The 21,592-nt window shown below is 60.6% G+C and carries 18 protein-coding genes; 15 read left to right on the forward strand and 3 right to left on the reverse strand.

What is annotated here, in order from left to right:
• Position 1 precedes the first annotated feature (1 nt).
• The 10 genes from V9G17_17065 (at position 2) to V9G17_17110 (ending at position 16,551) form a co-directional block, all read left to right on the forward strand.
• Positions 2–367 (forward strand): GPW/gp25 family protein, encoded by a 366-nt coding sequence (locus V9G17_17065; GenBank protein ID MEI2754305.1) that lies wholly within the window; start codon positions 2–4, stop codon positions 365–367.
• Positions 364–2,847: a putative baseplate assembly protein gene (locus V9G17_17070; protein ID MEI2754306.1), complete on the forward strand. Its 2,484-nt coding sequence runs from the start codon at positions 364–366 to the stop codon at positions 2,845–2,847. The genes V9G17_17065 and V9G17_17070 overlap by 4 nt, the downstream gene beginning before the upstream one ends.
• Positions 2,844–5,654: a putative baseplate assembly protein gene (locus tag V9G17_17075; protein MEI2754307.1), complete on the forward strand. Its 2,811-nt coding sequence runs from the start codon at positions 2,844–2,846 to the stop codon at positions 5,652–5,654. Before V9G17_17070 ends, V9G17_17075 begins: the two co-directional genes overlap by 4 nt.
• On the forward strand, positions 5,651–7,732 hold the full coding sequence (locus V9G17_17080) for a hypothetical protein (GenBank protein MEI2754308.1): 2,082 nt from the start codon (positions 5,651–5,653) through the stop codon (positions 7,730–7,732). Before V9G17_17075 ends, V9G17_17080 begins: the two co-directional genes overlap by 4 nt.
• Positions 7,733–7,824: 92 nt before the next feature.
• Complete coding sequence (locus tag V9G17_17085; GenBank protein MEI2754309.1) at positions 7,825–11,142, forward strand: DUF6519 domain-containing protein; 3,318 nt, start codon at positions 7,825–7,827, stop codon at positions 11,140–11,142.
• 26 nt (positions 11,143–11,168) lie between these two features.
• On the forward strand, positions 11,169–11,489 hold the full coding sequence (locus tag V9G17_17090; protein MEI2754310.1) for a hypothetical protein: 321 nt from the start codon (positions 11,169–11,171) through the stop codon (positions 11,487–11,489).
• Positions 11,490–11,519: 30 nt separating this feature from the next.
• Positions 11,520–14,021 carry a DUF4157 domain-containing protein gene (locus V9G17_17095; GenBank protein ID MEI2754311.1) on the forward strand — a complete coding sequence of 834 codons (2,502 nt, stop codon included), beginning with the start codon at positions 11,520–11,522 and terminating at the stop codon, positions 14,019–14,021.
• A gap of 147 nt (positions 14,022–14,168) precedes the next feature.
• Positions 14,169–14,747: a DUF4157 domain-containing protein gene (locus V9G17_17100; GenBank protein ID MEI2754312.1), complete on the forward strand. Its 579-nt coding sequence runs from the start codon at positions 14,169–14,171 to the stop codon at positions 14,745–14,747.
• Between the two features lie 88 nt (positions 14,748–14,835).
• Positions 14,836–15,249 carry a hypothetical protein gene (locus V9G17_17105; protein MEI2754313.1) on the forward strand — a complete coding sequence of 138 codons (414 nt, stop codon included), beginning with the start codon at positions 14,836–14,838 and terminating at the stop codon, positions 15,247–15,249.
• Between the two features lie 858 nt (positions 15,250–16,107).
• On the forward strand, positions 16,108–16,551 hold the full coding sequence (locus V9G17_17110; GenBank protein MEI2754314.1) for a hypothetical protein: 444 nt from the start codon (positions 16,108–16,110) through the stop codon (positions 16,549–16,551).
• A 40-nt stretch (positions 16,552–16,591) separates the two neighbouring features.
• On the opposite strand, the gene V9G17_17115 is transcribed toward V9G17_17110, so the two are convergent.
• The 3 genes from V9G17_17115 to V9G17_17125 form a co-directional block, all read right to left on the reverse strand.
• Positions 16,592–16,777, reverse strand: coding sequence for a hypothetical protein (locus V9G17_17115; protein ID MEI2754315.1), 186 nt, complete (start codon positions 16,775–16,777; stop codon positions 16,592–16,594).
• A gap of 370 nt (positions 16,778–17,147) precedes the next feature.
• Positions 17,148–17,606, reverse strand: coding sequence for a rhodanese-like domain-containing protein (locus V9G17_17120; GenBank protein MEI2754316.1), 459 nt, complete (start codon positions 17,604–17,606; stop codon positions 17,148–17,150).
• A 143-nt stretch (positions 17,607–17,749) separates the two neighbouring features.
• On the reverse strand, positions 17,750–18,184 hold the full coding sequence (locus V9G17_17125) for a thiol-disulfide oxidoreductase DCC family protein (GenBank protein ID MEI2754317.1): 435 nt from the start codon (positions 18,182–18,184) through the stop codon (positions 17,750–17,752).
• Positions 18,185–18,430: 246 nt separating this feature from the next.
• On the opposite strand from V9G17_17125, the gene V9G17_17130 reads away from it, so the two are divergent.
• The 5 genes from V9G17_17130 to V9G17_17150 all read left to right on the forward strand — a co-directional run bounded on the left by V9G17_17130 (position 18,431) and on the right by V9G17_17150 (position 21,470).
• Entirely contained in the window at positions 18,431–19,027 is a 597-nt protein-coding gene (locus V9G17_17130) for a DUF3365 domain-containing protein (protein ID MEI2754318.1), read from the forward strand.
• Positions 19,028–19,257: 230 nt separating this feature from the next.
• A complete protein-coding gene (locus V9G17_17135; GenBank protein MEI2754319.1) occupies positions 19,258–19,635 on the forward strand; it encodes a hypothetical protein in 378 nt (125 codons plus the stop codon).
• A 29-nt stretch (positions 19,636–19,664) separates the two neighbouring features.
• Positions 19,665–19,913 (forward strand): DUF1353 domain-containing protein, encoded by a 249-nt coding sequence (locus tag V9G17_17140; protein MEI2754320.1) that lies wholly within the window; start codon positions 19,665–19,667, stop codon positions 19,911–19,913.
• 116 nt (positions 19,914–20,029) lie between these two features.
• Positions 20,030–20,584 carry a dihydrofolate reductase family protein gene (locus V9G17_17145; GenBank protein MEI2754321.1) on the forward strand — a complete coding sequence of 185 codons (555 nt, stop codon included), beginning with the start codon at positions 20,030–20,032 and terminating at the stop codon, positions 20,582–20,584.
• Positions 20,585–21,236: 652 nt separating this feature from the next.
• Positions 21,237–21,470 carry a hypothetical protein gene (locus tag V9G17_17150; protein ID MEI2754322.1) on the forward strand — a complete coding sequence of 78 codons (234 nt, stop codon included), beginning with the start codon at positions 21,237–21,239 and terminating at the stop codon, positions 21,468–21,470.
• Positions 21,471–21,592: the final 122 nt, after the last annotated feature.

Raw genomic sequence — 21,592 nt, forward strand, 5'->3', positions numbered from 1 at the left:
GATGATGCAGGTGGACTTTCCCTATCGGTTCGATGCCCGAGGGCGCACCGCCGGTACCGACGAAGCCGATCACATTCGCGATTTGATCGAGCAGGTGCTGTTCACCAGCCCCGGTGAACGCGTGATGCGGCCGGACTTCGGAAGCGGCCTCCTCCAGCTGGTGTTCGCACCCAATAGCGACGTCCTGGCCGCCACGACTCAGATGTTGGTGCAGAGCGCCTTGCAACGCTGGCTGGGTGAGGTGATCCTGGTGGAGGGCGTGAGGGTAGAGGCGGTGGAGTCGACGTTGCGGGTCACGGTGCAATACGTCATCCGGCGCACCGGCGCGCGCGTCACCGGGACCTTCGTGCAAGGAGGCGTAGCGTGACGTATTCCTGTTGTGACGAATTGCGGCGTCAGGTCGTCCGTGACCATCCGACGCTGAACGGGATCGATTTTCTCGAGGTCATCGACCGTGCCGCGCCGACGGAAGCTGAGCGACAGCGGAAACTCGAACTGCATTTTGTGAAACCGTTGGGTGCGTTGACACTGACCGCAACCAACATTCGAATTGACGGCGGGGAGCGTGTGGTCGGTATTCAGGTTCTGACGGTGGTCGCCGGGAGCGGCTCCTCCGCCGACGTCTTGACCGTCGAGGTGGATCAAGCCGGCGATTTCTCCCGCTACACCCTGCGGCTGGTGACCGATACGCTGAATGACGCGGTTCCTCCTGGGATCGACCCGCAACTGGCGGCCATCGAGTTCTCCTTCAAGGTCGAATGTCCCAGTCCCTTCGATTGTGCACCGCAGCATCGTTGTCCGGAAGAACTCGGCCCCCTGCCGGTCATCGACTACCTGGCGAAGGACTATGCCAGTTTCAGGCGTGTCATGCTCGATCGGATGGCTGCGCTCATGCCGCAATGGACCGAGCGTAACCCGGCCGATGTCGGCGTGATGTTGGTGGAAGCGTTGGCCTATACCGCCGACCAGCTGAGTTACCAGCAGGATGCGGTCGCCACCGAGGCCTATCTGGGGACGGCCCGCCGACGTGTCTCGGTCCGCCGCCACGCTCGTCTCATGGATTACTTCATGAGTGAGGGCTGCAACGCCAGGGCCTGGCTGCAGCTGCAGGTGTCGGTAGATGTGGTTCGGGGCGATCCTGCCGATCCTGCGATTCCAGTCGGTACCAGGTTCACCACCCGTATTCCCGGGCAACTCACGGTCATCGCCGACGATCCTCGTATCTATGAACGCGCCGAGACGATTTTCGAAGCCATGGAGCCGCTCCAGTCATTGTATGCCGATCACAATGAGTTGGCGTTTTATACCTGGAGCGATCAACGTTGTTGCCTGCCGGCAGGGGCAGTCTCGGCCACGCTGGCCGGTCATTATCCTCATCTGACGCCGGGAACCATCCTGTTGTTCGAAGAAGTGCTTGGCCCGGAAACCGGGTTGGCAGCCGATGCGAATCCCGCGCGGCGTCATGTGGTGAGGCTCGATCGTGTTGTCGCAACGGCGAGCGGTGGAACGCCGCTGACCGATCCTGTCACTGCCCAACCCATCACGGAGATTACGTGGCATGACGGCGATGCGCTGCCGTTTCCCTTCTGTCTCTCAGCGGCGACCAGCGCCGGATACCGGGACGGCGTCAGCGTAGTGCGCGGGAATCTGCTGCTGGCCGACCATGGCGTAACGCTGGCGGAAGAAGCACTGGGGGTGGTCCCGGAGCCGTTCCTCTCCATGCCGCGTTCGAAGGAGGGCGACCGTTGTGCGTCTCTGTCTCCGGAAATGATTCCACCCCGTTTCAGCCCAGGTTTGACCAAGGTTCCCCTGACGCAGGCAGGGCCTGTCTACGACCATACACAGTCGGCGCAGTCCGCTAGGCAATGGGATTTACGCGCGGCGCAACCGGCGATCGTCCTGACCGGGACCAAGGGGTCGGAGACCACCAACTGGACGGCGCGGCGGGACCTGCTGAATAGTGATGCGGCGGCGGACGAGTATGTGGTTGAGATCGAGAACGACGGCAGCGGCGTGATTCGCTTCGGCGACGATGTGCATGGCCGGCGGCCTGAGCCAGGGACCGCCTTCACCGCCCGCTATCGAGTGGGCAACGGTCGCGCCGGTCATATCGGGGCGGACTCATTGGTCCATGTCGCGATCGGCATTCCGGAGATCAGACAGGTGCGGAATCCCTTGCCGGCCCTGGGCGGGCAGGAGCCGGAATCCTTGCAGGATGTGCGTCAGCGCGCGCCGGTGGCGTATCGCATCCAGGAGCGAGCGGTGACACCGGCGGATTATGCCGAGGTGACCGAACGTCGCGCCGATGTGCAACGGGCTGCCGCCACGTTTCGCTGGACCGGCAGTTGGCACACGGTCTTCGTCACGGCCGATCGCGGGGGCGGTGCCGCCGTGACGGACGCGTTCAAGACGGACATCCGCACACACATCGAGCGGTATCGCATGGCTGGTCACGATGTGGAAATCGATGGACCCCAGTTCGTCTCGCTGGAGCTCGATCTGCACGTCTGTGTGGCGGCCGAACATTTCCGCAGCGACGTGGAGCGCGAACTGATCGAGGTCCTCAGTAATCACGACCTGCCAGACGGCCGCCGCGGGCTCTTTCATCCCGACAACTTTACCTTTGCGCAACCGGTCTATCTCAGTTCGGTGTATGCGGCGGCTCATCAGGTGGCAGGAGTCGAGTCGGTGGAGGTGCGCACATTCCAACGACAGGGCCGGCCGGAAAGTTCGGCGTTGGACAGTGGCCGTCTGGACATCGGACGGCTGGAAATCGCCCGTCTGGACAACGACCGCAATTTTGCGGAGCACGGTCGGCTGACGATTATGCTGGGAGGCGGGAAATGAGTCTATCGCCACAGAACGAATGCGGCTGCTGTGCCGGTATCGCCGCTGAAACTCCCGCCCTGCTCATCAACAGACCGGGTCTTTCAGCAATCGCCTATCGTGTCGGAAGCTATCAAACGTTTCGCCGGAGCCTCCAGGCCAGGCTTTCCGACAGCCGTTGGCCGGTGCTGCGTGGATTGCGGACGCGCGATGACGACGATTTCACGGTAGCACTGCTGGATGCCTGGGCAATGACCGGCGACATTGTGTCCTTCTATCAGGAGCGGATCGCCAACGAGTCCTATCTCCGCACGGCAACGGAACGGCTGTCGATCCTGGAACAATCGCGGTTGCTTGGGTATCAGCTCGGACCAGGACTGGCCGCGTCGACGCATCTCGCCTTCACCATGGAGGAGGCGCCGGGCTTGCCGGAGTTAGCGGCTCAGCCGATGACGCTGGCGATCGGAACGAAGGTGCAAAGTATTCCGGGACCCGATGAACAGCCGCAAACCTTTGAGACGATCGAGGCCATCGAGGCGAGCCCGGCATGGAATGCATTCCGTGCCCAGCTGACTGAGGCACAGACACTCGTCTGGAACATGACGGAACTCTGGCTTGCCGGCGCGAACGTGACGCTGACGGTCGGCGATCTGTTGCTGATCGTCGCCTCGAATAGCGGCGGTTATGACGCGTCGATCCGAAAGGTGACCGGCGTGGAATCCACTCGCGAGGCGGACCGCACACGGGTCTTACTCGCCACGATCTCGACCAGTGCGGGGAGTCTCTCCGCAAGCAAGCCCGGCGTCTACGTCATGCGGAGCGCGGCCTCGCCCTTCGGGCACAATGCTCCCTTGCAGCCCCAGTACAGCAGCGGGGTGTTTCAGGGAACGTTCAGCGAGTGGGCCCTGGATAGCGGCGAAGTGCAGAGCGCCATTACCCTCAGCAGCCGCAACGACAAGATTCTCAAGAACAGTTTCGTCGTGATCGAACAGGACAATCCGGATGACGGCTCGCGTCTCTGGACGTTCAGCACGGTGACGGAGGTCACACATCGGTCGGTGGCTCGTTATGGCCTTGCCGGAAGCGGCACCAGACTCGACCTCAGTACCGGTTGGGCGAAAGGCGTCGACTCCAAGTTGGACCTATTGCGCACCATGACGGTCACGGCCCAGAGCGAGGAACTCGCGTTGGCGGAAAAGCCGCTGCCCTATCCGGTCTATGGCGAGACCCTGTCGCTGGAGCAACTCGTCGAAGGACTTGCGCCGGGTCGTCCGCTCGCCGTGAGCGGGAAGCGTCAGGCGATCCGAATCAGACATCCCCGTCCGGTGCCGTTTGGAGGACCCAGGGTACCGATCGGTACGCCGCCGCTCCCTCCGATGTTGCTGTTGGATGACGGCGGGTCGGTCACGCTGTCACCCGGCGATGTGCTGCATGTGCTCGGCGGGCCTTCGCAGCGGATCGGGCTGGAATTTGTGCCCATGACACCGGCGGAGTTCGGCGCGGCCTTGATCGACGGCGTGCCGCCGCTGTTGCGCCTGCCCTTGATGGATCGTGACGGCTTGACGGGTCTGCTCGATATCAGCGCGGGCGACATCGAGCTGGTCGCAGCTGACGCGAACGACGAGTCTGTTTCAGAAATCGTCTTCATCGACGACGCCATCGGGACCAGCATCATCCATGATCGCGACCGGACGACCCTCCAGCTGGCAACCTCGCTGACATATGTCTACGAGCGGACGACGGTGCACATCAATGCTAACGTGGCCGCCGCGACGCATGGCGAGACGGTGAGGGAGCCGCTGGGCAGTGGCGATGCAGCGGTTCCCTATCAGCACTTTACGCTACGACAACCACCCGTGACCTATATCGGCGCCGACACGCCAGATGGTTCGGCCTCGACGCTCAAGGTCTATGTGAACGAGGTGCTGTGGCAGGAGGTGCCGTTCTTCTACGGCCATGGTCCTACGGAACGCATCTATATCACCAGGCAGGATGATGAGGGACGCACGACGATCCGCTTTGGTGACGGACTCAGCGGGGCGCGGCTGCCGACCGGTCAGAACAATGTGCGGGCGGAATATCGGAAAGGTACGGGGTTGGGCGGGCTGGTGCAGGCCGGCCAATTGAGTCTCTTGATGAGCCGGCCGCTGGGGCTGAAGGGCGTGGTGAATCCGGAGGCGGCGCAAGGGGCCGAGGACCCGGAGTCGCGGGACGACGCGCGCACGAATGCCCCACTGACCGTCTTGACCTTGGAGCGTGCGGTGTCGCTGCAGGACTATGAGGACTTCGCCAGGACCTTCTCGGGCGTCGCCAAAGCGCAGGCCGTGTGGGTGTGGGATGGACGGAAACGCAGTATTTTCCTGACCGTCGCCGGGCCTGGCGGAGAGGTACTCGCCGAAGACGGGTCTGTCATCACGAAGCTTCAGGATGCGCTCCGTGCGTATGGCGACCCCTATGTTCCCTTTACGATCAAGAGTTACCGGCAGGCCTGGTTCGAACTCGCGGGGACCGTGACGGTGCATCCGGACTACGTGAGCGAGACCGTGTTGGCGGAGGTGTCGGCTGATTTGCAGCGACGGTACGCCTTTGAAGCGAGAGCGTTCGGCCAGCCGGTGGCGTTGAGTGAGGCGATTGCGGCGATTCAGTCCATCGCGGGAGTGGTCGCGGTCGACATCGATACGTTCACTCGCAATGACGTGTCGGCACCTGCCATTCAACCACGCCTGATCGCGGACCGTCCTGCCATGGGTGCAGATGGTCTGGTGCCGGCTGCGGAATTGTTGTTGCTCGATCCTGCGTCACTGACAAAACTGAAGGCGATCCAATGAATCCTGAAGTCGACAAATTGTACCAACTGCTTCCGGCGCTTTATCGTATTCGCGACTCGGAACAGGGCGGACCCCTGCGCGCCTTGTGCGCAGTGCTGGCGGAAGATATCGCCGTCCTCCGCGAGAATCTCGACCGGCTCTACGACGACCAGTTCATCGAAACCTGCGCCGACTGGGTGGCGCCGTATATCGGCGACCTGATCGGCTATCGGACGCTGCATGGCGTGACCGCACGTACCAGGAGCGTCCGCGCGGAAGTCGCAAACACGATCGCCTATCGGCGTCGCAAGGGCACGGCGACGGTGCTCGAACAGTTGGCGCGGGATGTCACGGGGTGGAATGCTCGGGTCGTCGAATTTTTTCAGTGGCTCGAGACCAGCCAATATATGAACCATGTTCGGCCGACCAATGTTGTCACGCCCGATCTGCGTCACTGGGAGGCCTTGGAGCGGCGCGACACGGCCTTTAACAGCCTAGCGCATTCCGTGGACGTACGGAGGATTGACACCCAACAGGGACGGTACAACATTCCCAACATCGGGTTATTTCTCTGGCGCCTGGACGCCTTTTCGCTCCGTCGTTCGCCGGCCTTTCGTGTCGATGACGAACGATTTCTGTTCAGTCCGTTGGGGAGCAACGTCCAATTGTTCACGCGGCCTCAATCGGAGGCCGACATTACCCACATTGCCGAACCGCTCAATGTGCCGGAGCCGATCAGTCGCAGGGTATTGGACCGGTATCTCGATCTGTATTATGGGCCGCAGTTGAGCCTGTTCGTCGAGGCGGACAACATGGCGACGGCAGTCGGCGATGTACAGGTGTGCAATCTGTCCGACGACGGTGTGAGTTGGGCGCATCTTCCGGTGAGCAAGGTGTCGATCGATCCGGTGCTCGGGCGGATCGCGTTCCCTCCCGGCACGGCGCCGGTCAACCTGCGGGTGACCTATCACTATGGCTTCAGCATGCCGACCGGCGGCGGGTCATATGAACGCAGCAAGACCTTTGCGCTGGGCGGCGGGTTTGCCGTGGTGACACAGGGGCAGAGTTTGCAAGTCGCACTCACGGCAGCTCAAGCCGGTGGGATCGTGGAAATCGACGACAGTGGACGTTATCAGGAAACTCTGACGATGGCGGTCTCAGCCGCTGCCAAGGTGGAGGTGCGCGCGGCCAATGAACATCGGCCGACCGTCGTTCTCGGGGGCGATTGGTCGATCAGCCTGGCGCCCGGTTCAGAATTGACGCTGAACGGGCTCCTCATTACCGGGGGGCGGGTGCGGGTGACTGCGGCCGGCGGCGTCGGCACGCGCATCCTGCGGTTGCGCCACTGCACGCTCGTCCCGGGACTCGGCCTTACGCGAGAGGGAGAACCCGTGTCGCCCGCTGAACCTTCCCTGGTTGTCGAGCGGGCCGGCACACAGGTCGAGATCGACCATTGTCTGACCGGAGGCCTGGTCTCGGTGGACAGCACGGAAGTCTCCATCACGAATACGTTGGTTGATGCGACAGAGCCGACCAGCGTGGCGTTTGCGGCGCCTGACGGTCTGGCTGCCGGCGGGGTGTTAACCATCGTCAATACCACGGTGATCGGGAAAGTTCATACGGTGCGTCTCGATCTTGCCTCCAACACGATCTTTGCCGCAGCGCTGGCTGCGAGCGATGTCTGGGCCCACCCAGTGCTGTCCGATCAAAACCAGCAGGGCTGCTGCCGTTTTTCCTTCGTGCCGTTGAATTCCATTGTGCCGCGCCGGTATCGCTGTCAGCCGGATCTTGCCGTGGATGCGGTGTTGCAGGAGGCCGATCAGCCCAAAGGCAGCCTCACCGATCCGGAAACACTCGCGGTTACTGTGGCGACGCAGGCTCGCGTGAGGCCGGCTTTCACGGTCCGTCGATACGGGCAACCGGCCTATGGTCAGTTGGCCGGGCATTGTCCCGAAGAAATCAGTCGTGGAGCGGACGACGAGTCCGAGATGGGCGTGTTTCACGATGTGTTCGGGCCTCAGCGTGAAGACAATCTCACGATCCGCTTGCAGGAGTATCTCAGGTTCGGGCTGGAGGCGGGACTCTTCCACGCCACTTGACGAAGCAAGTTGTGCAAGGGGGTGGGGGGCCAGTCTTCCCACCGGGTCCTGAGCCATTGACGTAAACCGTATTATTGAGCAGGAGCGCACACATGAGTGGTGATTACAGCCGTAAACGATTCAACCCTGAGAAACATTACCAGGGCGTGCTGCGGCAACAGGGGCGGGTCGACCTCGATGCCGATTGGAACGAGTACGTCGATCTCCAGGACCGCCGGTGGCGAGCGGAAACGATCGATGTCGTGGGCCGCTCCGGTGTGCCCGCTGAGACGCCCGACGGCTTCAAGATCGCGGTGAGCAGCGGCGAACTCACGGTCGGCCAGGGACGCATGTATGTCGACGGATATGTGGCGGAGAACCATGGAACTGCCTCGACATTCGACCCGACTCTCGAAGAAGGGTATGGAACCGCCGCGTTGCCCGTGAAGGATCAGCCCTATGGCGGGCCGGTCACGGTGCCGCCTCAGACACGGTCGTTGGTCTATCTGGATGTCTGGCGGCGGGAAGTGACCCACCTCCAGGCACCGGACCTGATCGAGCCGGCCGTCAACGTCGATTCGACGACGCGTCATCAGACCGCCTGGCAAGTGAGGTTATTGGCCAAGATTCCGCCGGACATCACGTGCGAAACCCCGCTCAGCGACATTCCGGGCTGGCCGGCCGGCAACCGTTCCTCGTCGGCAAGGCTGACCACCACGACGGTGGCTGTGACCACGGAGCCGGATCCCTGTCTTGTGCCGCCGACCGGCGGGTACCGAGGCCTGGAGAACCATCTCTACCGTGTGGAGGTGCACAGCGCGACGACGACTACCGCCAAGGTCAAATGGTCGCGTGAAAACGCCCATGTAGCCACCACGCTACTGGAGATTCTCGCCGGACGCACGACCGTGCGGGTGGAGAGCCTCGGGCGCGACGATGTCCTGCGGATCAAGACGGGAGATTGGGTGGAATTGACGAGCGACCAGCGTGAGTTCGCCGGTCTTCCCGGCGAGATGCGCAAGGTGACGGTGGATGATGCCAACCAGACACTGACCTTCAGTCCTGCGCTGCCGGCGGCCGACTTCCCGCAAGGTGTCGTCGATGCCGCCAAACATCTGCGCGTGATTCGGTGGGACCAGTCCGGCATCGTACGGAAACCTGACGGGTCGCAGCTGGTCAACCTGGACCTCACCACCGACGGGTTGATCGAACTGTCCACAACGAATCCAAGTTTTGTGTTGGAACATGGCGTGCAAGCTACCCTGTCGGTCGTCGCAGGCGGCACGGTCCACAGCGGCGACTACTGGTGCTTTGTGGCCAGGACGGCGGATGCCGACATCGAGCGCCTGAATCAAGCACCACCGCTCGGCATTCATCATCACCACGCGCACCTCGCCATCATTGAACCGAACGGTGAGATCCATGACTGCCGGACGGTCTTTCCGCCGCTCACGGAGCTGGCACCTGGCTGTTGCACGGTGGTGGTGCGGCCCGGTGAAGATATTCAGGCGGCCATCGATTCGCTGCCCGATGAAGGCGGCTGTGTCTGCCTCAAGGTCGGAGATCACGAGATCCAGGTGCCGATCCGCATCGAAGGATCACACGTCTCCTTGCATGGTGAAACATTGGGCGCGCGGGTCGTGCGAACGAACGGCCCGGAAGTGTTGCGTATCGCCCATCCTGACGCCCTGTTCTTGGACCATGTCACGGTGAGCGGTATTTCCTTCGAACTGGAGACGAAGGGGAGTCAGGGGCAGGGTGTGCAGGCCCTGGTGGAAATGAATCGTTGCCGAAATACGACCGTCGAACGCTGCGTCCTCCATGCGCAGGTGTTGAGTCCGATCGCCGGAATTATCATCGCCCGCTGCAACGACGTGAGCGTGATGAACTGTCTGGTCGACAATGTGCACTACGGTCTCTGGACGGCTGTCGATACGACGGGCCTCACGGTCGTGGGAAACCGCTTCGATGCCACGAACAGGCAGAAGAACGACGGTGGAATCGTGGGGTTGTTGCTGCAGGACCTGTCCTTCCCGGCGAGAATCGAACAGAATCGCGTCCTGGGATTTGTGTTCGGCATCGCGCTGAACGACGGCCTGTTCACCGGCGTGCCGGTGTCGCTCGCTGCGGGGTCTACGATTGCGGGTAACTCCATCGTCCGATTCGGTACGCAAGCGAAAGCCGGTACCGTGAAGGCCTTCGGGATCGACGTGGCCGCCGATGACTGCGTGATCAGCGATAATATTCTGCTCTACAACTCACCTGAGTATGGCGGTATCGCTGTCAGCGGGAGGAACCCGGTCGTCGAGCGCAACCAACTTCGCTCCCTCTTGAAAGAGGCGGGCTCGGTTCGGCCGATCGCGCTCCTGCTGGCTCGCCTCGGGGAGAACGGTAGCCTCGGCTCCGTCGGCGGACGAATTGCCGCAAACCTGGTCCTGGGCGTGCAGGACGGCATCACGGTGATCGGCAACGAGGGGGCTGAGGTGCTGGACAACCGGGTGGAAAGTGACGGGCAGGAGGTTCGGTTCGGTATTCTCCTGGCGTTTTCGAGTCGTGTCCGCCTGCATGGCAATCGTGTCACCAACACGTTATGGCCCATCGCGGCCAGCGGCGGCACGGCGAACGTCCTCGTCGAGAACAGTCTCGTGCGCGGCGACGGCGGTATCACGGTGCTCTTTCACACCTCCCTGACCTGCAGCCAGAATCGCATCGAAGACATGCGGCAGTGGGGCATCATCAGCCTGATCGGATTTGCCAAATGCGCCGTGACCGAAAATCGCGTGCTTCATTGCGGGTATCAGGAAACGCCGTCCATCGGCATCGGGGCGTCCTTGCAGATCGGAGAATTGTGTGTGGAATCGTGCGAGGTGATGGACACCGGGGTGTCGCCGGATAATGCGACGGTAAGCCCGCTGGCCTGGGGAATCTTTGCGGACCTGATTCTGGAGGCACGCGTGCAGAGCAATCTGGTCACCTATGCCAACGCGGCACTGTTGGATGCGAATCAGGAACATCGCGCGCTCTGGATGCGTGGCTGGTGGGAGCAGGTGATCACCTTCGGCGCGGGGCAGGTGATTTTCGGATTCAGCGCTCAGGTTCTGGATAATAAGTTTATTGGGCCGGGCCGGTCGGCGTTGGTCGAAATCGCTCAACTGGCCGTAATCGACAATGTGTTCCGCCGTTTCGAACGACTGTTCTTCAGCAACAATTTCTGTTGGCATGCCAGCGTGGCCGCGCAGGGGACGGCGACGGTGTCCGTCGCGGCACGGAGCGCCATCGTGATGGGCAACCATATCAAGACGAATGTGCCGATTCCGTCCGTGGATTTTCACGGGATAAAAGACGCGGTCTATATGGGCAACCTGGCTCAAGCCAACCCGGCGAATTTCGGCGGCGTTCCATCCTCAATTTCAGGCTTTAATCGACCATAACACCTGTGGGGTAAAGGAGAACTCATATGGCGACCTTAACTCAGATGCTGGCGGAGCAGGCGAAACTCATCGGCGAAGCCAAGTCCTCGCTGGAGGCAGCGTTCCAAAAGCCCCCGACGCAGGCCGCGACCATTGCTGCCCGGGAGAGCACGGTGGCGGAATTGAAGTCGCGGGTGGCCAACCTGACAGAGGCCAAGGCGACCATCACTAGGCAAATCGATCAACAGGTGGCCGGGTATCAGTCTGAAATCACGGCCCTGGAAAAACTCATTGCGGAAGATAACAAGCGATTCGGCGAGCACCCCACGCCTCCGAGCCCGATACGGGGGAAGGGGCGTGGTAAGTAACGGCTGTGGCCGTCCGCGTCTGAGACATCGATGGAGCGGGTCAATCAGGCACGAGCAGCGTCCGTGCAGCAGGAAGGCGGGGCGACGCTGCGCCGGAATGCCCCGGTGGCCTCTCCTGCGTTCGACGAGACTTCTGACGCAGGCACACGAGCGTCCGGTTCCCTCTCACCTCGGTTTACGTACCACCCGAGCCGATTCGGAATATATCCACGTGGGGCGTCAGGCCCGGTTCCCTACCGGATCGGCATGGAGCGAGCCTTCTCCGCCGATCTGTCCGGTGTACGGGCCTACTGTGGCGCCTCCGCTCTCCTGAGAGACTCCGGTGCCCGAGCTGCTGCCTGGCCGGAAACGCTGGTCTTCGTTTCACCGAATCCTTCCCCGCGTGTGGTGGCGCACGAAGTCGCGCATATCCTGCAATATCGTCAGACTCCAGCACCTATCGCTGAGCGGCGAGGACTGGCGTCCCGTCGCGATCCGGCGGAAGCCGAAGCCGGTCGTGTCGCGAGCCTGTTTGCGGCCGGCGCCTCTATTCAGGTGCAGACCCATTCGACCATTGCGCCGATGTTCTACACCGACGAGGAACCAGGTTCCGAAGAGTTTCTCGCGGATCGTCCACCGCTCTTTGCAGGCCAAGAGGTGGGCACCTGGGGAAATTCGTGGCCGGCGAGTTTGATCGCGCGCGAGCGGCTTGCGGTGAGTGTGCCTGACACACAACGTAGCCACGCGATTGTGGAGGCCATTGCGCGGCGCGAGCCGATTGTCATTCTCCATGAATATGGTCGTCTCTGGCTGTATCGGCTGGAATGGGAAGGGCTCTCCGGCCGCTATTCCCGATTCACCAACGCCGAGACCCTATTTCACGAGGGGACGAACGAGCGAGGCAACTATTCCGTCTCCAACGTGCAAGGCCGGACGGAAGTCGAAGCGTTTGTGACGGAGGACGGCGGGGTTCTGTCACCGCCTGGCGCAGGTAAACTCTTCTCCCACACCGGCGGAGAATTTGAAGATCCCTTGGTGTCGAAGGTTCAGAACGCGTCGGCCTTTGTGAACGGCATGCTTGTGGGGCTGGAGAGGGCGAATTTTACAGCCTTGGCGGCCCGGCTTCGTCGTATGGCCGCCCTCAATATGGTTTTCCCGACCCCGTTTGCCATCGGGGCCGTTCGTGGACTGGTCGATGAAATGCTTGAGCTCGTGCAATGGCTGAATCCCCAACAGTGGGTGGCCATCGAAGCGGCGGCGCGCGAGACGATTCTGCTGCTGAGCGATCCGGACGGAGAGGAATTGGCCGCTTCGTTGGGGGAGGAGTTCGGGCGAAGCCAGGCGGATGTCCTCGATACACTTCTGCAGCAGAGCCTGCCGATCTTCGCCTATGAGGTCGGCAAGTTGATTGGCCCCACGATTATCGAGCTCCTGCTCGCGTTGGTCGGCATTGAAATCGGTCCCATGGCAATAATGCAAAAGTCGTTGGCTGCGATGAGGCAGGTTCCTCGTGTGGCTGGGATGCTCCGCGATTTCGCGCTGGTCTTTCCTGATTTGCCCGACACATCCACACCTTCAGCGACGCGGCTTCCCGATCAGGCACCGGGCCATGTTGCAGTTCCGGATGCGTCCACCAACTCAAGTCCCTCGGTCGCAGCACGACTCCCTCAGGGGTTGCCCAACCTCACGCGCGAGGAACAGGCGCTGTTGGCCAGAACCGGCAATCAGGTTGAGTTTCCCGATGCCCTCCCGCAGGACTTGGCCGATCAGGAACTGGCCGTCGTGAAACGTTCTACGAAGCGGCCCACCAGCGGGGGCGATGGAAAGTATGTCAATGAGGTGGATTTGGGCAATGGCCACACCTGGAGAGAACAGCCCAATGGCACCTGGTGCCGGTTCTCGGATAAGCCGACGAATTGTACCGTCCTGATCCAAGAGCCGGGACATCAGGCGCCTGGGACGGTGGTGGCGTTTGCGTCTCGGAAGAGCAGCCTGCGCGAAGTCTATTTCGGTTGGGCGGAAAACAGAGCGGGCGCCAATGTCGAGGTGGCGTTGCTCCGGAGCAGAGGCACATCGGATTATCCGGAAGGGACCTACGTGGTGGTTGTGGGTGGGGGGGGTGAGTTCGTCTATCCGGGGGATACCAGCCAGCCGTGGATCATGGTGGCCCACAGCCATCCTGGCGCAGCGGCTCAGCCTGGCTATGTGAATCCATCGGGTAAGGACATGCAATTGAGCACACGCGGAGGCCGGGGTCGGGCGAAGGCGAGAATCCAGAAATGGATTCATTCCCAGGCACCGGACGGCACGTGGCGAGAAGTGGAATATGGGGTGGATCTGGATCGCGAACAATACTACGTACAGCCGACGGGCGGAGAGCCGATCTTCTTCGATGAGATTACTCCTGAAGACCTGCCGCGAGATGCAGCTCTCAGGTATTGGGAGCTGGAAGAAGCCGGGATGGAGCGCGCGCGGATCGATCTGATGATCGAACAGAATGGGATCGAGTTTTATCTCGGCTGGTATGCGCGCCAGTTCAGATTCGATCCGTGACATCGGAGGTGCGGGATGACCGGGATGCAAACTCAGTCACGTCCTTCCGGGAGTGTCTCCAGTAGAAGTGCGGTATTGTCGGACGGGCGGCGCGGTGATCGATCCTGCTCCTGCGGCAACACCTGTCAGGATTGTCGAGCCAGACAGGTGACAGACAGGTTCCCGCACAGCTGGACTGGCGCCATCCCACCCGTCGTCGACGAGGTGCTCGCGTTGCCGGGGGAGCCGCTGGAGGCCGGACTACGTGCGCAGATGGAGTCACGTTTCGGGCATGATTTTGGGAAGGTGCGTGTGCATCACGATGGGAAGGCGGCGGCTTCCGCTACGGCGGTTCAGGCGCGGGCCTATACGGTTGGTCGGGACGTCGTGATGGGCAACGGGCAGTTCTCGCCGGAGACCAGGATAGGGCGAGGATTGCTGGCTCATGAATTGACGCATGTGGTGCAACAAAGTCGTGGCGGCGGCGCCTCGGCCGGTGCCCCGATTTTACAGCGTGCGGGATTTGGCGAGGTCAAAATTGCCGAGTCGACACAGAGCGGGATATCCCACCCGTCCGGTGACCTTGCCGCCGGATTGCCCGCGCCGGATTGCCGTATCCCTTTTGCGCAGCTGTTTTGGCTCGATGCCATTTACCATCCGCAAAGCCCCGCCTGTTGTTTTGCGCAGGTCAGCCTGAGAAGCGATCCCAATCGTCTTCGGCGTCTTTCGAGCCGATCATCTGATTGAAGGGCGTCCCGATTGCGAGTACGGCGACCAGCGGCAGCATGACTTCTGGATCGGCCCATGGAGAATTCTGGAGATTACTCCGAGGCTGATGACTGTGGTGAACATGTGCGGAGAAGAGGAGACTCTCGATCTGCAAGGCCAGGGCAGCGTCAGGGGGGAAACGGTACCGGCGGCGAGTCGAGCGGCAAGCGCAAAGCCGGAAGCCGTGGATCCCTCGCCGGAACACATCGTGGAAGAGTCTCAGGGGCGATTGGGTAAGACTCACGACATACGGTATGATTCCGGATGCGATGTCGTGTCCTTTCAGCCGCACGATCGTGCGAAACCAGCCAGAATCTACAAATGGGATCCCGGCCAGGAACTTTTTGTGGATGAGCAGGATCCGACGAATGGACAAACGCCGGGGCAGTTGGAACAGATGGCTGGAATCGTCTTGAAGGAATTCCAGGACGGGTCGTGGGAGGGAAAGAACTGCGGCGAGCTCCCACGCTGGGCATTGTGAGTCTTGTGCCACGTGGATTCAGTGGCGCAGCTTGTCAAAGAGGGGGCATTGCTGGCAGGGCCCGGCCATCAACAGTTGCAGCAGCGGGGAGACGACACCGGTCAGGTGATCGGACGACCTCCTTCCTCACGCGCTGAAGCGAATCCACCTCCGGGAGAAAGGAATGTTGTCCGGCAAGACCGGCCTCGGCTTCACCATGACCTCGGCCGGATACCGGTGTTTCCTCATCGTCCTGCTGCTGCGGGGGAGCCTCTGTTCGTCGGTAGCCCGACCGGCCTTGCTGAACAGGAGGCCGAACAGGTCGCGCGCCATCTCGCACAGGGGCCGCAGGAGATGTCTGGTCTTGGTCGTGGCGTGAGGGACAGAATGCGTGGGCAGGGATCGTTACAGGATGTGGTGCGGGTAGGACCCTCCGTGGCGGTGAAGCAGGTCTCGCGTTCAGGAGGCGACCCTCTGGACTCAGGCGACCAAGGCGCTGTTTGAGCCGCGTTTCGGCATGGACTTCGGGCGAGTAAGAATTGTCGCGGACGCTCGCGCGGAGAACGCTGCGATCTCGGTCAACGCACGCGCTTTTTCAATCGGGGAGAAAATTGTGTTTGATCGAGGTGTCTATGCGCCTCAGACATCGGCTGGTCGCGCGCTTCTCGCTCACGAATTGGCGCACGTGGCCCAGTATCGCCTCGGGGGAGCCGGGTCTGTGCCTCGTTTGTTCAGGAGCAAGGGGGACAATGCCGATGCGGTGCGTGCCGAGGTTCAACGCCTCACCGAAGAGATGAACCTGCTTGCTGCGAAAAATGCCTGGTCGGGAGTGGATAGCGAGCCTATCGCAAGATTGAAACGCTGGGAGAGGAGGCATTCGTGTTTGCGCCGAATCCCGCGAATCTTCACTTTCTCGGCGCGCAGGCAGCCCGCAACCTGGGTGATATCCGCCGGTACAAATCATTGGCGCAACGTGCGAGAACGGCGCTGATGGCGGCCGGTTCGACGGCAGACGATCCACAGTTGCAAGCGGTGGACGATGAACTCACGGCGATCGACAAGACCTATGGGGCAGTCAGTATCGCTCCACGGTCAAAGCGATCAGGGAAAGGCAAGGAAGGCGAACCGTTCGGCCCGGAGCTGGTTCCGTCGGCGATGCCGTTTGCCGGGGACCAGCGAGCGAGCATTGAACATGCGCGCGCACAAATCCTTGAGAGCGGTTCCTTCTCAGGCCTCCTTCCGGCCGGAGCCTATACGCTCGGCAATCAGACGTTTACCGTGATTGCAGGGACCAATATTTCCGGGGTGCTGTGGGGCGAGTGAGCCTCGAACATGTGTCGTCGCATAGGCACTCTTGCTTGCGCTATCCCATGGCCGCCCAAATTTTCTGAGCATTTTCCCCGGTAAACGTCATGTCGTCCTGTGCGGAAGAGCTGCGCTCGAAATAGATATGTAGCAAGCCCCCTCCGAAATGCGCTTCCCGGACGAGATCGAGATTGATTGCCACCTCACCGGTACGCTCTTCATCCTTCACTTTCACGAATCGCATAACATGTACCCCTTTCTCATCGATGGCTGTGGGGGGGGGGCCATGCCAACCATGGCGTCCCGTTTCTCACAAGAGAGCATACCGCAGAGGTGCGAAAATCGAGAATGAAGGTTTGAAATGAGCATGCCCCGGTAGAGGATGGTTCAGGTTTCGCGGCGAGACCTAGAACAGGGATTAGATGGCAGGCGTCACACGTGATGCATTAGAACCCAGCCCCAGATCAGGATGGACCACAAGATCAACAGCGGCATGACGAAGCCCTGTTGATGTGTCTGAAGCAGACAACGCGAGGCTGGAACGACGAGTGAGTCAGCTATGGGTGCGGCGTCAGCCTGGACAGTGACAGGTGAAGTGTTGGCGGAGAAACGGCTTACTTCACTAAGGGATGGCCGGCCTTTTGCCAATCATCCAGCCCCATTACGACGGCTGTGGTATGGGTGAACCCCAACTCCGCAAGGGATTGGGCCGCAAGGGAGGCCCGATTGCCGCTTTGGCATTGCAGGTAGACAGGTTTGTTTGTGTCGAGGTGGTCCGGAAACCCGACCTGTTTCCAGATTTGGAATTCGAGCAGTCCCCGGGGAATGTTGACCGCGCCCGGCACATGTCCGGCCGCGAATTCCTGCGGCTCGCGCACATCTATGATTAATGCCTCGCCGGGACTCGCGACGACTTTTCGATACTCCTCCATGCCGATCGTTTTGACCTGTTTCTGTGCCGCTTGAATCTTTTCTGTGACCGACGCTGGAAAGGTTTGCGCGACCGCCGATGATGGAACGGATAGGGCCGTCGCGATTGCGACGAATATGGATGCTGAAACCATGCGGTTCATAGGGTGGTTCCTTGTATGGCATCTGAGAGTAGGGGTGAGTATCTGCGCCGGTATGATCATCACAAGGAAAAGTCTACGCGGTTCCCGTGAATGGTTCAAGCTACGGCTGTGTGCTGCGTGCGGCGAAATTTCCTGCTCAGCTCTTAGACGAACCGTCCGCGCTCATCGGTGGAGGGGGGCCGGCATGCGTCGGTCTTCCCCATCCACTCGTAACGATGACGCGCAACATAGTCGTACAGGGCATCACGCAGGGGGCGTGGAATCAGCATGCCGAGCGAGAATAGGGGCCAAACGCCTGAGAGGTGTCGGACAATTCTCAGCGCAGCCGTGGATTTGGTGTAGACGTGAGTCTGCTCCAGTAGGAGGAAGGTGGAAAAGTCTTCGGTTGAAAGCTGCAGCGTATGCAGAATCTGCTGCCCCTGGTCGGATTGAAGGGTGCCGAACTTGAACTGCCCGTGGGGATCGTGCGCGATCACAAAGTTCACCCAGGCATTGCACCAATTACACACACCGTCGAATACAATGACCCGCTCATGCCTGGCCCACTGATGGGATCCCGGATCAAGTCTGCCCGTCATGGCCTGCATCTCCCGAAGAAGCGAGTGCTGAATCCGCTCCCGACGGAGTGGAATCACGTTGTTCAGACGCCATCGTCACGAACATTGTAACGATTTGCACGCAGGCCGGTCCATGATCTCGATTTATCTGTTTTGTAGGCGTATGCTTTTTCGTGCGGCGACGCGCAGGTTCCGGCCGGGAGGCGTTTGGCTGTGTTCGAGGAGTGAGGCAACCACAGGGGTGGGGACAAGAAAGGTGGGTGCAGCATGACTGGTAAAGGCTTTTTCACCGGCCTCGTAGTCGGCATCCTGACAACCATCCTGTTGAGTCAGTGGGTGTTCAGTGCTGCGAGCAAGGAGGCGAAGGCGGTCCCCTGTTTGCCGGCCGACATCGTCGCTGATTATGTGCATAGCGTGATCCAGGCCGATCGGGAGTTCTACGCTACCGACATCGTGGAGCGGATGCAGTTGCGGGGGATTGTCTTCGCCGCAGAAAATTGGAGAGAGACATCGAGGCTCCCCCTTCCTGCTCAATTCCTGATTGAATCGGGTCGGCTCGTCGCCCAGCGACACAATGGAGTTCGATTCCGGCTGATCAGTAATTGGGCGATCAACAAAACGAATCGGCCGGTCACCGACTTCGAGCGGGCCGGTCTGACCGAGATCCTGGTTAATCCCGATCGTCCCCATACCGGTGTGACGACCGAGGGGGGCAAGCCCGTCTTCCAGGCGCTGTACCCGGACAGGGCCCTGTCCCAGACCTGCGTAAGTTGCCATAATGCGCACCCCAATAGTCCAAAGAAAGATTTCAAGCCGCATGACGTGATGGGGGGAATCCTACTGACCCTCCCGCTTCCTCAGTAAACAGTGCATCCTGGACGGACGGTCTCTCCGGTTGAGGTGCAGGGGGGAAGAGTGAGCTGGCAATGCGTCGCAATCAGCCTGTAGCCTGCTGGGGACATTTTACGCAGAGACTCTATGCCGTCATCGTCCCCGCGCAGTTGACGCACACGAACGCAGACCTCACGCAGCTTATTGAGCAATGACCCCGGATCGACCACCCAATCGAGCATGGGGGAACGGTCCCCCTCAACATGAGCGACGGCGACCGATCGATCTCCCTCACGGTCAGTCGTGACAAGGTCGTGGAGCGTGCCTCTCCACCTCAGCGGCCCGCGACGGGCAAGCCTCCGGCGTTGGCCGACAACAATAGTCTCGTGGCGGGTCTCACCAAATCGTTCAGCTTCGACGTCGGCGAGGCGAACCGGAAAATTTCCACCCGCAAGATTCAATCACGTCTCGCAAAGACGCCTGCGTCGGCACCGGCAGTCGACTCCCGGGTGAGTCTGCGCCGGACGATGGAGTCGCCCGAACCGGCACTGACGTACAACAACGCCGAATGGGGCTTGCTCGACGATTGTCGGTATGCGGCATTGGAGAGGTTCATTGTGACGGCCAAGCGTGGTTTCTAGGCCGACTTGGCGAGTAGTCCATGTGTGGTATGGAACTTCATCGCCTCATTCGAACTCTCGCTGGTTGCGCCGATCGTATACGATTTGATTTATGGCTTCGTCGGACCGTGGCCTTGCCTGATGGCGAAGTCATGCCGGTCGACAAGCGCTTTGATCGACGGGAGGCCGATAAGCTCTTTCTGGAATTGATGGCGCAGAGTAAGATTGCATACCGGAAGTGCAACGTGGCCTATCTGGCCGTCCGCGCGTTCGGCGGATCGTTTTGGCGGCAAGGGTGAGCGCGCGAATCGTGCGATCGCAAGGTGCGCCGTCAGACGAATTCTTCAGCCTTCCCGCTGCCTCGTGTTGCCGAACAAGCTGAATCGGTGCGTGCCTGCAAGGAGAGGTATCGCCTATGACCACCCAGTACTACACGGCCTCAAGTCTCGATGGATTCATCGCGACCCTCGACGATTCTCTGGACTGGCTCTTCCCCCTTGGTGATATCAACGAGACAGGGTATCCGTCGTTCATCAAGGAGGTCGGCGCCCTGGCGATGGGGTCTGCCACTTATGAATGGATGCTGCGCCACGTCATCCGTCCGGACGGGCGAGAACAGGTCGCCTGGCCCTATTCTCAGCCCACCTGGGTGTTCTCAAGTCGTCGCCTTCCCAACGTGGAAGGTGCGGACGTCCGATTTGTACGCGGGGACGTTCGCCCGGTTCATGCTGACATGAAGAAAGCGGCGCGTGGCCGGAACGTCTGGTTGGTCGGGGGAGGTGACTTGGTCGGGCAGTTCTATGACGCCGGACTCCTTGACGAACTGATCGTGCAGGTTGGGTCGGTCACCCTCGGATCAGGCAAGCCGCTCCTGCCTCGCCGGATCACCTCGCCCTCCCTCATCCTGGAGTCGGCCCGTGCGATCGGGCCCGGCTTCGCAGAACTGCGATACCGTGTGCCGCGTGGGTAAGATTTCGTAGTGGTTCGAATGCAGGCGGCCTGTCTTTCGAGGTTGACCAGTTGCGATTCCATGTTCGATGCAGTGTGTCAGTTGATCACCCTGCAATGGTTTGAGGACACGTTGCTGTAGTGCAACGCTGCACGACGTGTGTCCCATCGACAGATGATGACGTGACGGGCGCGCTCCGTTACACCTGCCTGCGCTTTATAATCTGCTGATCCCGGGGCGGTCAAACCGACTGATTGGGATCTGTCCACTCCACCGATTTGAAGCCCACACAAGCATTAATTCGCGGGAACCACATTGACGGCTTGTGCGAGGCACCTCGTCGGCGATTCCCGAACATCTCTGGTGAAGTTGTCGCTTTGACGCTCCGTCATTTGGCTTTCTGTTAAACAACCATTTTAGCGATGCGTATACGTATCAATTTGGATACGTGAGTATCGCATTGTATACAGGAAGGCGAGATCCTTTCATAACTAAAGACCATCCAAATCATTGTTAGTAGGTAAATGACATGACAGCCGAAAACTGGCCGATATTTTGCTTGCTCCTTTACGGGTGACTGCACATGTCGTCACTTTCTGTGCGCTGCGTGGCCGGGGGAACCCCGCGATCGCGACGATCGCAATCATGAGCCTACTCACCAAAGGAGGACCGAATGGAAAAGCCCAGCATGAATCCGGAACTGCCATTGCCGGAAGTATTCAAGTGGCGAGTGCCGATCAATTGGGATCCTGTGCCTTGGTGGTTCTTCGAGCGTGCAAACCTTCCGAAGGAAGCGCTGAGTCAGCTGGCATTGATTCAGTTGGAGAATCAGCGGGCGATCATGCAACAAAACATGAAAGCGATTGAGCAGTCGATGGAAATGGTTAAGAAGTTCGGCGGAAAATAGCTGAGTGCCAGATCCTCAATGGAAGGGAGTGGCCGCTCCCCACGGCCCGAGGCCGCTCCTTTTCAGAGGATTCCGTGGTGCAGGAAGCGGGTTCGACACGAGATGATCGTGTCGGGTGTTTC

Origin of the sequence: Nitrospira sp. (genome assembly GCA_037045225.1) — a bacterium.
In the GTDB taxonomy this organism is placed as follows: domain Bacteria; phylum Nitrospirota; class Nitrospiria; order Nitrospirales; family Nitrospiraceae; genus Nitrospira_A.

What these genes read in the sequence shown, in the direction of transcription:
- V9G17_17065 (MEI2754305.1), top strand. Translation starts at nt 2, where the DNA reads ATGATGCAGGTGGACTTTCCCTATCGGTTCGATGCCCGAGGGCGCACC.
- V9G17_17075 (MEI2754307.1), top strand. Translation starts at nt 2,844, where the DNA reads ATGAGTCTATCGCCACAGAACGAATGCGGCTGCTGTGCCGGTATCGCC.
- V9G17_17080 (MEI2754308.1), top strand. Translation starts at nt 5,651, where the DNA reads ATGAATCCTGAAGTCGACAAATTGTACCAACTGCTTCCGGCGCTTTAT.
- V9G17_17085 (MEI2754309.1), top strand. Translation starts at nt 7,825, where the DNA reads ATGAGTGGTGATTACAGCCGTAAACGATTCAACCCTGAGAAACATTAC.
- V9G17_17090 (MEI2754310.1), top strand. Translation starts at nt 11,169, where the DNA reads ATGGCGACCTTAACTCAGATGCTGGCGGAGCAGGCGAAACTCATCGGC.
- V9G17_17095 (MEI2754311.1), top strand. Translation starts at nt 11,520, where the DNA reads ATGGAGCGGGTCAATCAGGCACGAGCAGCGTCCGTGCAGCAGGAAGGC.
- V9G17_17105 (MEI2754313.1), top strand. Translation starts at nt 14,836, where the DNA reads ATGACTGTGGTGAACATGTGCGGAGAAGAGGAGACTCTCGATCTGCAA.
- V9G17_17115 (MEI2754315.1), bottom strand. Translation starts at nt 16,777, where the DNA reads ATGCGATTCGTGAAAGTGAAGGATGAAGAGCGTACCGGTGAGGTGGCA.
- V9G17_17120 (MEI2754316.1), bottom strand. Translation starts at nt 17,606, where the DNA reads ATGAACCGCATGGTTTCAGCATCCATATTCGTCGCAATCGCGACGGCC.
- V9G17_17125 (MEI2754317.1), bottom strand. Translation starts at nt 18,184, where the DNA reads ATGACGGGCAGACTTGATCCGGGATCCCATCAGTGGGCCAGGCATGAG.
- V9G17_17130 (MEI2754318.1), top strand. Translation starts at nt 18,431, where the DNA reads ATGACTGGTAAAGGCTTTTTCACCGGCCTCGTAGTCGGCATCCTGACA.
- V9G17_17135 (MEI2754319.1), top strand. Translation starts at nt 19,258, where the DNA reads ATGAGCGACGGCGACCGATCGATCTCCCTCACGGTCAGTCGTGACAAG.
- V9G17_17140 (MEI2754320.1), top strand. Translation starts at nt 19,665, where the DNA reads ATGGAACTTCATCGCCTCATTCGAACTCTCGCTGGTTGCGCCGATCGT.
- V9G17_17145 (MEI2754321.1), top strand. Translation starts at nt 20,030, where the DNA reads ATGACCACCCAGTACTACACGGCCTCAAGTCTCGATGGATTCATCGCG.
- V9G17_17150 (MEI2754322.1), top strand. Translation starts at nt 21,237, where the DNA reads ATGGAAAAGCCCAGCATGAATCCGGAACTGCCATTGCCGGAAGTATTC.